At 71.4% G+C, this 11,465-nt stretch carries 13 protein-coding genes, 1 tRNA gene and 1 pseudogene; 10 read left to right on the top strand and 5 right to left on the bottom strand.

Translation table 11 applies throughout. The features are described from left to right. Nucleotides 1–32: 32 nt before the first annotated feature. Nucleotides 33–698 carry a bifunctional DNA primase/polymerase gene (locus AC02VZ_RS10460; protein ID WP_432056564.1) on the top strand — a complete coding sequence of 222 codons (666 nt, stop codon included), beginning with the start codon at nucleotides 33–35 and terminating at the stop codon, nucleotides 696–698. Nucleotides 699–1,232: 534 nt separating this feature from the next. Then, on the top strand, nucleotides 1,233–1,637 hold the full coding sequence (locus AC02VZ_RS10455; RefSeq protein WP_432056565.1) for a hypothetical protein: 405 nt from the start codon (nucleotides 1,233–1,235) through the stop codon (nucleotides 1,635–1,637). Nucleotides 1,638–2,232: 595 nt separating this feature from the next. On the opposite strand, the gene AC02VZ_RS10450 is transcribed toward AC02VZ_RS10455, so the two are convergent. From AC02VZ_RS10450 to AC02VZ_RS10440, 3 genes are all read right to left on the bottom strand, one after another. Further along, entirely contained in the window at nucleotides 2,233–3,201 is a 969-nt protein-coding gene (locus AC02VZ_RS10450) for a DUF5926 family protein (RefSeq protein ID WP_476475220.1), read from the bottom strand. A 377-nt stretch (nucleotides 3,202–3,578) separates the two neighbouring features. After that, nucleotides 3,579–4,217: an ATP-binding protein gene (locus tag AC02VZ_RS10445; protein ID WP_432056567.1), complete on the bottom strand. Its 639-nt coding sequence runs from the start codon at nucleotides 4,215–4,217 to the stop codon at nucleotides 3,579–3,581. 218 nt (nucleotides 4,218–4,435) lie between these two features. Next, complete coding sequence (locus AC02VZ_RS10440; protein WP_476475219.1) at nucleotides 4,436–5,266, bottom strand: glycerophosphodiester phosphodiesterase; 831 nt, start codon at nucleotides 5,264–5,266, stop codon at nucleotides 4,436–4,438. Nucleotides 5,267–5,553: 287 nt separating this feature from the next. Between AC02VZ_RS10440 and AC02VZ_RS10435 the strand changes: the two genes are divergently transcribed. Further along, entirely contained in the window at nucleotides 5,554–7,095 is a 1,542-nt protein-coding gene (locus AC02VZ_RS10435) for a S1C family serine protease (RefSeq protein ID WP_476475218.1), read from the top strand. 64 nt (nucleotides 7,096–7,159) lie between these two features. Beyond that, nucleotides 7,160–7,246, top strand: a tRNA-Ser gene (locus AC02VZ_RS10430). 188 nt (nucleotides 7,247–7,434) lie between these two features. Here the strand turns inward: AC02VZ_RS10430 and AC02VZ_RS10425 are convergent. Next, the gene (locus AC02VZ_RS10425) at nucleotides 7,435–8,190 is read right to left on the bottom strand and encodes a GntR family transcriptional regulator (RefSeq protein ID WP_432056570.1); all 756 of its coding nucleotides are present in this window, start codon (nucleotides 8,188–8,190) and stop codon (nucleotides 7,435–7,437) included. A 79-nt stretch (nucleotides 8,191–8,269) separates the two neighbouring features. On the opposite strand from AC02VZ_RS10425, the gene AC02VZ_RS10420 reads away from it, so the two are divergent. From AC02VZ_RS10420 to AC02VZ_RS10395, 6 genes are all read left to right on the top strand, one after another. After that, entirely contained in the window at nucleotides 8,270–8,548 is a 279-nt protein-coding gene (locus tag AC02VZ_RS10420) for a hypothetical protein (protein WP_432056571.1), read from the top strand. A gap of 12 nt (nucleotides 8,549–8,560) precedes the next feature. Further along, complete coding sequence (locus AC02VZ_RS10415) at nucleotides 8,561–8,854, top strand: hypothetical protein (protein WP_432056572.1); 294 nt, start codon at nucleotides 8,561–8,563, stop codon at nucleotides 8,852–8,854. A 199-nt stretch (nucleotides 8,855–9,053) separates the two neighbouring features. Further along, entirely contained in the window at nucleotides 9,054–9,323 is a 270-nt protein-coding gene (locus AC02VZ_RS10410) for a hypothetical protein (protein WP_432056573.1), read from the top strand. Continuing rightward, the gene (locus AC02VZ_RS10405; RefSeq protein ID WP_432056574.1) at nucleotides 9,292–10,023 is read left to right on the top strand and encodes a GntR family transcriptional regulator; all 732 of its coding nucleotides are present in this window, start codon (nucleotides 9,292–9,294) and stop codon (nucleotides 10,021–10,023) included. Before AC02VZ_RS10410 ends, AC02VZ_RS10405 begins: the two co-directional genes overlap by 32 nt. Beyond that, complete coding sequence (locus AC02VZ_RS10400) at nucleotides 10,020–10,310, top strand: hypothetical protein (RefSeq protein WP_432056575.1); 291 nt, start codon at nucleotides 10,020–10,022, stop codon at nucleotides 10,308–10,310. Before AC02VZ_RS10405 ends, AC02VZ_RS10400 begins: the two co-directional genes overlap by 4 nt. Nucleotides 10,311–10,829: 519 nt before the next feature. Continuing rightward, complete coding sequence (locus tag AC02VZ_RS10395; protein WP_269809373.1) at nucleotides 10,830–10,961, top strand: hypothetical protein; 132 nt, start codon at nucleotides 10,830–10,832, stop codon at nucleotides 10,959–10,961. Between the two features lie 102 nt (nucleotides 10,962–11,063). On the opposite strand, the pseudogene AC02VZ_RS10390 reads toward AC02VZ_RS10395, so the two are convergent. Beyond that, a pseudogene (locus AC02VZ_RS10390) lies at nucleotides 11,064–11,297 on the bottom strand (GIY-YIG nuclease family protein); the annotation flags it as partial. Nucleotides 11,298–11,465 lie beyond the last annotated feature (168 nt).

Genomic DNA, 11,465 nt, shown 5'->3' with positions numbered 1-11,465 from the left:
GCCAGGCGTGCAACGGAAAGGAACGAGCGCTCATGCGCGAGATCCCCGGAAGGCGTCGCAGGTTCCTGTCCCGGCGAGGCGACGGAACGTCTGAGCTGATCGGCGCGGCCCTGACCTTCGCCACCGAATGGAAGTGGCCGGTGCTCCCGGGCGTGGCGGCGGACCCGGACAGCCGGTCCCGCTGCGCCTGCCCCGACCCGGACTGCACGGTGCCGGGCGCGCACCCCTTCGACCCCGGCCTGCTCGCGGCCACCACCGACGCGCGCATGGTGCGCTGGTGGTGGGCCAACCGGCCGACCGCTCCCGTCATCCTCGCCACCGGCGGCCAGGCCCCGTGCGCGGTGTCCCTGCCGGCGGAACCGGCCGCCCGCGCACTGACCGCCCTGGACCGGCTCGGCATGCGCCTCGGCCCGGTCGTCGCCTCACCCACCCGCTGGTCGATCCTGGTCAAGCCGTACTCCCTGGAACAGCTCGGCGAGCTGCTCCACGCCAAGGACTTCGTCCCCGGCTCCCTCCGCTTCCACGGCGAGGGCGGGTACCTCGCCCTGCCGCCGTCCGGGACCGGCCAGGGCGACATCACCTGGGAGCGCGCACCGCTGCCCGGCTCCGCCTCCCCCTGGGTGCCCGACGTCGAGGCCGTGGTGGACGCCGTCGTCGACACCCTCACTCGTACGGGTGTGAGCGCGCCCGAGCTGTAGACGCCCCGGCGCGGCACCCACCGCGGCGGCCCGGGGGCGTTAGGTTGCGGAGCCATGCCGCGTCATGCCGAGGGGCGCGCCACCGACCCCCGAACAGCCCGGACTCCCGCCCGTCTGCTCGCCCTCGTGGGCGCCGCCGCGGCGTGCCTGGTGGCGGCACTGCCGCCCACGATGCTCCCGGCGTCCGGCGGACCGTCCGGCCCGTCGGGCGAGGCGGGACGGTGGGGCCGACCGGCCGCGGGGCCGGCGTCGCCGGACGCCCCGGCGGCGTCACGGGGCGCGTCCGGGACGACCGCCGCGCGGGAGGCGCTCGGCGGCGGTGCGGGCGGCGGCAGGGTGCGTGAGGCCGCCGGTCCGCGGGGCGCCGGGAGCGGAGGAGGCGCTGCGGGTGACGTCACGCCCGGTGCGTCGGCGCACGGGACGGCGCGGACCGCACCGGGTACGCGGGGCGCCTGGGGTGGCGCGCGGTCCCCGGACGGCGGAACCCTCGCCGGACAGCGCGTCGACGACGGGTCGGCGGGCGACCGGGGCCCCGTGGCGTCCGGGGCGGTGCACGCCCCGGGAGGCCGCGCCGGCAGCACCTCGCCCGACGCTTCGGCGTTCCCGGTCCTGCGCTGCGGTCCCGAGGTCTCCTCCCCCGAGGGCATCGAGGCGCAGACCTGTCTCGTCGCGCGGGGCGACGAGATCCGGGGGCGCACTTACTACCGCAACGCCACCGGCACGGCGCTGTCCGCCATCCTCGTTCTCATCGCCCCCGACGGGAGCAGCGTGCGCGTGCACTGCGCGATGGAGCCCGACGACGAACCGGCCGTCTGCGAGACGCCGCGCCGCCTGCGACGGGGAGACCTCGGCGACCACGAGGCGGTCACGGAGTTCGCGGGCCGGGCGGGACACGGACCCCTGCTGCTGCGCTCGGGAAGCAATCCGCCCGGCGACTGAGGCGGGTGGTGGAGATGAGGGGGGTGGAGGCGACGGGCGGTGGGACAGGTGCTCCGGCAGGGGGGACCGGCAAGGGGGTGGGGCGGGGCGCGTACCGGCGGGATGGCGGGGGCGAGTGTCCCGGCAGGGCGTAGGAAGGGCGCACCCGCGGGGACGTGGTGAAGCGTCGGCGGAGACGGGATGGCGCACCCGGCGGGGACGCGGTGAAACGTCGGCGGAGACGGGATGGCGCACCCGGCGGGGACGCGGTGAAGCGTCGGCGGAGACGTGATGGCGCGGAGAAGTGCGGACCGCTCGGGTGGGCGTTCGGCGTCGGCAACTCGCCCGCGCGGACTGTCGGTTGACACCCGACCGCGTTCTGTGAACAACCCGCCGCACGGAAAGACCCGGTTGCTGGCGACGGGGGATGCACCAGCAACCGGGCTACTGGAACGGTAACAAGAGATCGGCTGTTCGCAAATTCGATCTCAGCTTTTCCGGTCACCGACTTGCTTGCGGTGACCGGGAGTTGCGCATGGAGCGGGTGATTCCGCCGGGGCGGTTGTGCTGATCGGTCGGTCAGCACAACCGCACAACCGGAGCCCGGGGACGGCTGTCAGCTCAGCGTGACCTGGCGGTTCGTCAGACCGCCGCGCGCCCGGCGCTCGTCGGCGCTCAGCGGCGCCTCGGAGGCGAGTGCCTCGGCGAGCCGCTCGGCGAACTCGGCCGCCGGCTTCTCCACGTCCTCGGCGCGGACCTCACGGGGCAGGTCCCAGACCGGCACGGTGAGTCCGTGGGCGCGGAAGGAACCGACCAGGCGGGTGCCCTCCCCGAGGGAGGAGCGTCCGGCCGCGTGCAGCCGCGCCAGCGCGTCCAGAAGCTGCTCCTCCGGGTGCGGCATGACCCACCGCAGGTGGTTCTTCTCGGGCGTCTCGCACCAGTAGGCCGCGTCCACGCCCGTCAGCTTGACGGTGGGGATGGCGGCGGCGTTGGCGCGTTCCAGCGAGGCGGTCACGTCCGGGGTGGCGTTCTCGGAGTCGGGCACCCAGAACTCGAAGCCGCTGTGCACGACCGGCTCGAACGCGGCCTCGGGGTCGAGCAGGTCCTGCAGCCGGGGGGCGTCCGCCGGGGCGCGCCGGCCCTGGACCGGGTTGCCCGGAGCGGCTTCCAGGGCGCGCCGCAGGGTGTCGGCCAGGTCGCGGCTGATGTCGCCCGACGAGGTGTCGTTCTGGAGGCCGAGCAGGACGGAACCGTCGTCACGGCGCAGCGCGGGCCAGGCCATCGGCAGCACCGTCGCCAGGGTGACCGAGGGGACGCCCTCGGGCAGGCCGTCCTTGAGCGTCAGCTCGACGGTGGCCGCGGGCACCAGCTCCCGCAGCGCCACCCAGTCGCACTCACCCGCCAGGCCCTCGAAGGGGCGGTGCACCAGCTCCGTCACGGCGTGCGCGGCGGCCCGTCCGTGACAGGCCTTGTAGCGGCGACCGCTGCCGCACGGGCAGGGCTCCCGCGCGCCGACGACCGGGATCTCCCCGTCCGTGAGCTGCGGGCGCTTGGCCGCCTTCGTCTGGGGGCGCTTCTTGGCCATCGTGGGTGTCTCCCGGTTACGGCTCGTCTCGTACGGGCGCGAGCCTAGCCGTTCGCCCGGCACCGGTCGGTATCCGTGCGCGCGGGAGTACGGGTGTCCGTGCGCGCGGAGTCGGGTGGGCGTCGGGCTGGAGTCGGGCGGGCGTCGGGCGGGGAGGTTGCGGCGCGTTGGACGGGGCACCGGGCCGCCGGAGCGGTCGCCGGTCGAGCCGCGCGCCGGTCGAGCCGTGAGCCGGGGGCGCCAAGGGCGCGGGGGAGGCCCGCAGGGTACGACGGCAGGGCCGAGGGGGCCACGAGCCCGCCCCTGCGCCGTCCGTCCGCCCGTCCGCCCGTCCGTCCGCCCGTCCGCCCGTCCATCCGTCGTGCGGACCGCGGCACTCAGTCGAGGTCGTCGAAGGCGTCCGCGAAGCCGAGCCCGGGGATGTCGGCCACCGAGGGGGCCGCCACCTGTGCGGCGAAATCGGCCCGCCGGTGCCGGGCGGCCGGGTCGCGGACGGCGTCCAGGAGGATCACCCAGACCGTGACCTCGCCGGGGATCTCGTCGCGTACGCCCCAGTCGTCGGCCAGCGCGCTGATGATGTTCAGCCCCCGGCCGCCGCGCGCGGTCACCGACGGGGTGGACGGGGCCGGGCGGGTCGGGCCGCCGCCGTCCGTGACCTCGACGACGAGCCGGCCGCACGGGTCCGTCCGCCAGGCGGCGCGCACGTCCCCGTCGCCCGCCAGGGCGTCACCGAGGGGCCTGCCGTGCTTGCAGGCATTGCTCAGCAGTTCCGAAAGGATCAGGACGGCGTCGTCGATGACCGTGTCCGCGACGCCACTCGCCCGCAGTTGCGTGCGCATGCGGTGCCGCGCTTCCCCCACGCCCGCAGGGCCGTGGGGTACGGCCATGCACGACGACGCGGGCACCTCCTGTGCCACCACCAACGCCACCCCCGAGACCTCCTTTGCCCCACGCCACGGTGTGGATGCCCCATTGGCCTGAACCGGAAACCGGCCGATCCGTGTGCGGTGACGCACTCGAAACGAGTGAACACGCACCGAACGCGCCGGAGCACTCCCCGTCATCGTATGGCTGGATTTCTTCGGTGTGGCCGAGACGTGAGGATGCTCCGGAGGTAAGGGTGTGGTCAAGAGGTGCGCGTCATCCTGGTGCATCCGTGACGTTTCGCTGCGCTGACGCTCTCCGGTGTGGTGCCCGAGTGCGCAGGTGGCGGGGGTGTGCCGGGTGTGCGGATTCAGCGACCGAGCTGGTCGAGCACCGCGCGCGGGCGGTTGGTGATGATCGCGTCCACACCGAGGCCGACGCAGAGGTCCACGTCGTCGGGCTCATTGACGGTCCAGGTGTGCACCTGGTGACCGGACTGTTTCAGCCGCTCGATGTAGGTGGGGTGGCTGCGCAGGATCCGGATCGAGGGGCCCGCGATGCCGACGCCCGCCGGCAGTCGCCCGTCGCGCAGCCGGGGGGAGGCGAACTGCATGAGGTACACCGTCGGCAGCGTCGGGGAGGTCGCCCGGACGCGGTGCAGCGACCGTGCCGAGAAGCTCATCACGCGGACCGGGGAGTCGGCAGGGTCGGCCGGCGCGTCCAGCCCGAACCGCTTCAGCAGGATCAGCAGCCGTTCCTCGACCTGGCCGGCCCAGCGGGTGGGGTGCTTGGTCTCGATGGCCAGTTCCACCCGGCGCCCCGCGTCGGCGACCAGTTCCAGCAGTCGCTCCAGAGTGAGGACGGAGGTGGCCTCCCGGTCCTCGGGGCGGTGCTCCCAGTCCGGTTCCTCGGCGGCCCGTCCGGCGAAGGAGTCGCGGGCCTTCCAGGAGCCGAAGTCCAGGGCGGCGAGATCGGAGAGCTCCAGCGCCGACACGGCACCGCGCCCGTTGGACGTACGGTTGACCCGACGGTCGTGAACGCACACCAGATGACCGTCGGCGGTCAGGCGTACGTCACACTCGAGCGCGTCCGCGCCGTCCTCGATCGCTTTGCGATACGCGGCCAGGGTGTGTTCGGGGGCGTCCTCGGACGCCCCGCGGTGTGCGACGACTTGGGTCGGGTGCCGGCGTGCGTGGGTCACCGCGTCATGGTGCCACCGCGCGCGGGTACACGTGCGGTCGGTACGGAAGGAACGGTGCGGAGGTTCGGTCGGAGGCATCGGAATGGCGCGCCTTAAGTGAAGAATGCCCTATATAAAGAATGACTCCGGACGCACAGGAACGGCTTATCGTGCCCTGACGGCCCGTGGGAAAAGCTGACGTCATACAAAGAAGGTCGGCCGGACCGCATCGCGTCGGACCGGACGACGAGGTTGAACGCGCGTGTCCGTATGCGACCGAGACGAAGCGTGGATCGAGGAGAGAAGCTGTGAGCACCGAGAACGAGGGCACCGCGGTCCCCCCGGCGCCGTCCGCCCCGCCCACGCGGACGGATGCCCCCGCTGCTCCGGCACCTCAGGAGCGCCCCGCCCCCGACGCGGGCGGCAACCCGACGACGCCCCTGCCCCCGGTCCCGCCGACCGCACCGGACCACGGTGCGTACGGAGCCCCGGCGCCCGGCGCGGCGACCGCCGTCCACGGCACCCCCGGCACCCCCGACCAGCCCGGACACGGCGGCGCGCAAGGCTCTGCCCCCGACGCCTCCTGGCCCCCGCCCCCGCCGCCCGGCACCCCGGCACAGGGCGGCGGCTTCGGCGCCCACGGTCCGTTCGGTGACGGCGGCGGAGGCGACGGCCAGGGAGGCGGCGGGGGCTGGGGTTCCTCGTACCCGCCCCCCGCGCCCAAGAAGAAGAAGGAGGGCGGCCTCGGCCGTCTGCTCGCCGCGATCGGCGTCGCCGCGCTGGTCGCCGGCGGCCTCGGCGGCGGGCTCGGCTACACGCTGGCCAAGAACAACGACGACGGCGACTCCACCACCGTCTCCGCGTCGACCAGTGGCGGCAACGTCAAGCGCGACCCGGGCACGGTCGCGGCGGTGGCCGCCAAGGCGCTGCCCAGCACGGTCACCATCGAGGCCGAGGGCCGCGGCGGCGAGGGCGGCACCGGCACCGGCTTCGTCTTCGACACCCAGGGCCACATCGTCACCAACAACCACGTGGTGGCGGACGCGGTCGACGGCGGCAAGGTCTCCGCGACCTTCCCGGACGGCAAGAAGTACGCCGCCCAGGTCGTCGGCCACGCCCAGGGCTACGACGTCGCCGTCATCAAGCTCGACGACGCCCCGTCGAACCTGAAGCCCCTCCCCCTCGGCAACTCCGACGAGGTCGTCGTCGGCGACTCGACGATCGCCATCGGCGCCCCCTTCGGCCTGTCCGACACGGTCACCACCGGCATCATCAGCGCCAAGAACCGCCCCGTCGCCTCCAGCGACGGCACCGGCAGCCAGGCGTCCTACATGAGCGCCCTGCAGACCGACGCCTCCATCAACCCCGGCAACTCCGGCGGCCCGCTGCTGGACGCCCAGGGCAACGTCATCGGCATCAACTCCGCCATCCAGTCCACCAGCAACGGAGGCTTCGGCACCGGCCAGGCCGGCTCCATCGGCCTCGGCTTCGCCATCCCGATCAACCAGGCGAAGTACGTCGCCCAGGAACTGATCAAGACCGGCAAGCCGGTGTACGCCAAGATCGGTGCCTCGGTCTCCCTGGAGGAGGGCTCGGGCGGCGCCAAGATCACCGAGCAGGGCGCGGGCGGCTCCGAGGCCGTCGACCCGGGTGGCCCCGCCGACAAGGCCGGCCTCGAGCCCGGTGACGTCATCACCAAGCTGGACGACCGTGTCATCGACTCCGGTCCCACCCTCATCGGCGAGATCTGGACCCACAAGCCCGGCGACGAGGTCACCCTCACCTACGAGCGGGACGGCAAGGAACGCACCACCGAACTCACCCTGGGCGCCCGCGTCGGCGACAGCTGACCCCACCCCGCCCGCACCGACCCGTTACCCTGGTCCCCGCGCCGCCGATCACCGGCCGGCGCGGGGAGGTGTGCCCGAGCGGCCGAAGGGAACGGTCTTGAAAACCGTCGTGGCAGCGATGTCACCGTGGGTTCAAATCCCACCGCCTCCGCTCTGAGAACAGTGCGAACGGCCCCTGACCTGGGAATTCGGTCGGGGGCCGTTCGCCTGCCCGGACTCCGTGGCTGCCCGGTGTTCCCCGTGGTTTCCCGCTCGATCGGGCACGGAAGGGGCACGCGCGGACGACTGCATGAGGGCATGGGCAACGGGTGCCGGAGTCGGCCGACTACCGGTTACCGGCTACCGGCTGATCGGAACCTCGTAGACGATCTCGCAGAGAGCGGCGGGCACCACGATGTCCGCGGTCTCCACGGGCCGCCCCTGTTCGCTGTAGTAGGTCCGCCGGATGTGCGTGACGAGTGAGCCCTTCTGGATGCCCAGGAGCGACGCCTCCTCGGCGGTGGCCTGCCGGGGCTCCGGCTGCTCCACGGCATGGCTGACGGCGATGCCGATCTCGGCCATGCGGTTCACGACGCCCGCCCCGGCGTGCGGCCCTCCCTCGGGCAGGACGACGAGGGTGCCGGCGGTGAGGTCGTACGGCTCCCAGCTCGTCGACAACTGCACCGGCCTGCCGTCGGCCAGGAACTCGTAGGCGGTGCGGACGCACAGCTCCCCCTCGGCGATGCCGAGACGCGCCGCGATCTCCGCCGGAGCCGGGAGCTTGGCGTCGGTCCGGCTCTCCCAGTCGCCCTGCCTGCCCACGGCCTTCATGTCCGCGCGGAACGGGGAGCCCTCGGGCTGCTCGCGCGCCGACGAACGGACCACCCGGACGCGCTTCCGGGGCTCGGCGACGTAGGTGCCGGAACCGGCGCGGCCCTCCAGCACACCCTGGGAGATCAGCAGCTCCTGTGCGCGGCGGACCACGTTGTCGCCCACGCCGCACTCCTGGGCGATCTGGGCGCGGGAGGGGAGCCGGTCCCCTGGCGTCCACTCGCGCTCCGCGATCCGCCGCCGTAGTTCGTCGGCGATGCGGAGATAGGGCGGCTGCTCAGGCATATGGAAAATCTAGTCCACTAGCTCTAATCTAGTTAACTAGCTTTACTCAAAGTGATCGCCGGTGACCGGAGGATGCCCTGTGCCCGCTTCAGAGGTGAGCGCGGAGGCCATCGCCGCCCGGTTATCGGCCGTCGGACTCGCCACCCGTGTGGAGGAGCGCGACGACTGCACGGCCATCGAGGCGGAGGTGCCGGAACCCCTCTCCGCCGAGTCATGGCGGGAGGTCTTGGACGCGGTGGCGCAGGCCGGCCGATTCGGACTCCTCGCCACCAGTTCGAACGACCGAACCCTCTGGGCGGTCGTACGCAAAACGGTCCCCGCGACGGGCGATGTCGGGGGACCGGACCATCAGCGATAGGAGCTGGACAGCGTGTTCAATCGTATCCGCCGTACCGCCTCGCGCATCAGCGCGCGGCACCCCCACAAGGGCCGGCACCGCCGCCCCGCACCCGCCCGGCCGCTGGCCGCATCGCCCGTGCTCGCCCATGGCGCACCGCCGTTCCCGAGCCACGGCCGACACCACACCGGCGTACTCATCGGCGAGGAGACCGCGCTCGTCCGCCCGTACGTGCTGGCCAGCGAGGCACGTGCACGGCACCGCCCGACGGCCGCGCCCTGCCCGCCCTTCGCCGGCCCCTGGGGCGTCCCGGCAGGTGACCACTGATGCCGCCTCGCCAACAGCCCCACACCACACAGGCCGGAGCCGACTCCTACCGGTCGAGCTCCTGCCGGATCGGTACGCACCACGCCTACGCGGAATCGTCCCCGGCCACTGCACCGGTTGACGTACCGGTGATCTACGAGTCCTGCGACTGCCCGTGCCACACGATCGCCATTCCCGAAGTACCGACGGAGGCGGCGCGGTGAGGGCAGGAACACCCAGCGGCGCGGTGCTCTCCCCCGTCGAGATCACCACGGCCAGCGTGCAGCGCGGCGACGTCATCCAAGTCGGAGGCCAACAGTGCCGGGTGACCGACATCTTCCAACTACCCGGCGGAGCCAAACGACTTGTGTTCGACTCGGGCGAGTTGCTGACCATGCACACAAGGACCCGGCTCATCGCCCTGCGGCTCCTGAGAGTGCGAGGCGGTGATCCATCCCATGCCCTCGCGTCGCGACGCCATCGCCGATGACCTCCGAGACCAGATCGCCACGGGTCGGCTCAAGCCCGGCGAACGCCTCCCCTCCGAGGCCCACCTCGCCGCGCAATACCGGGTCAGCACACCAACGCTCCGAAGCGCTCTCGCCGTGCTCCAAGGGGAAGGCCTCGTCGAGAAGGCTCACGGCAAGGGGAACTTCGTTCGTCGTCCGCTCCGCAGAATCACGTACGTCGGAGGGGGCCGAACCTCCGACGGACAGACCGCCGCCGACACCGCTCTGAGCGTCACCGTCCACACCACCCGGATCCGGGCCCGCGGGCATCTGGCGACCCTGCTGGAGGTGCCGGCCAGTAGCCCGCTGACCGAGTTCCTCTGCCTCAGCCATGAGGGCGAGAGACCACACAGCCTGGCCCGCATCTACGTCCCCTGCGACCTGGCGCCAGCCGCCGCGCCCCGCGAGCCGCTCCCGTACCAGGGGGTGACGACGCGACTGGCGCAACTCCGCCCACCGCTGGCCGAAGTGCGGGAGAGGGTCAGCGTCCGACTCCCGACACCGGAGGAGGCAGCCACCCTCCGGATCAGCTCTGCCCTGGCGGTCCTCGCCATCACACGCCAGATGGCCGACACCGCCGGACGCGTGGTCGAGGCCGCGCTCCTGGTGCTGCCGGGGGACCGCGCCGACGCGGTGTTCACCACGCACCACGTGATCGACGAGAAGGAGACGGAAGGGTGACGATGTCACACGAGCTGCGGCTCCTCCCATGGACGGGACCCGACGGCAAGCCCTGCTTCCTCAGCACCGATGACAACAACGGCTACCTGTCCCGCCTGGCCGACAACACCGAATCGGTACAACTCGGCATGGCGACCGAACTGCTGGACGAGGCGCTGGACATGCTCGCCGACACCGATACTCAGCCGGACGACCTGCGACTCCTGGCGAAAGACCTGACCGGAGCCCTGAGGGACACCCTCCGCGTAGCGACCAGCCGCGGCCATCGCCTGGCAACGCATGAATAGCCGGTCTAGTGATCACTGGTCCGGCTGACCAGCGAGACTGAAAAAGCCCACGGCTCTGACCAGCTCAGATGCCGTGGGCTTCTGTCGTTGTCGGTCGGCGTCGGGTGACCTCGGACGCAGGCCCCAGCTCAGAGCGGTAGTCGAAGATGGAGAGGACGGCCGTCGCCGGGATTGTAGTAACGCGATGCTGTGCAACGGCAGGCACATCGCACGGGCCCCCCAGAACTTCCTTACGAGTGAACCTTGCTGACGTTGACTCACCTGTGCTACTTTGGTCTAGGACCCGGGTATCCGACACGCGATGGTGGCAGAACGCTTCCATTGGGCCGATGTCAGACGCTTCAGGGCGCGAACATTGTCAATCTAATATTTGAGTTCGAAATCGCAGCCTGATTTCTTTTTGCGCAATATTTTTGTCGCGCAAATTGAGGTCGGGCTTTTTTGTTTTCCGCTACCAGGAAGGGTAGAGGCTCCGTCCGGTGTCTCTACAGATTGGAGGCAATAAAAAGTATGAGAGACATGTTCAAGGAGATGGGGCAGACGGTTCGGTTTGCCATTGCCGATGAGCGCCGAACCGCCCGCCTGAAGTCCCTGGTCGTGACGACGGCAATCGTCCTGACCGGGTGCTACCACATCCTCTTCGTCAAGTAGCAGCGACCAGGAGGACCTAGCAACAGTACGGTGGGCTGTGGCTTCCGCGCTACAGCCCACCGTATGTGGTGGAGACACCAAGCCAGACAGCGGCAGGCTGGCCTATGAGCTGATGGGCAACTCCCGTGCTCGCTGACGGGCTTGGGCCCGCAACTCCTTCAGACGGCCGTGGAACGCGTTGTGGCGGTTCTGGTCGAGGTTCAGCGGGAGGTCGAGCTGGGAGATGAGCCGCGATTCCAGGTCCCACGGTTCACTCTGCTCAATCCAGCACACTCGTGCGTTGTCCGCCATCCACTGGCTCAGGGTGGCTTCGCCGGTCTTGCCGAAGGTCATCCGCTTGCCGCTGCCTAAACCGTTCCGGGTTCGGTAGGGACTCGATCGTTTGAGAGGATCGAGTCATGGCACGTCCTTCCCCCTACCCGCTTGAGCTGCGCCGTCGTGCGGTGCGGATGGTCGCCGAGGTGCGGCCGGAGTACGGCACCGAGTGGGCCGCGATGAAAGCGG

It is taken from the genome of Streptomyces sp. 3-6, from assembly GCF_056323165.1.
This window is presented reverse-complemented; position numbering and strand designations above follow the sequence as displayed.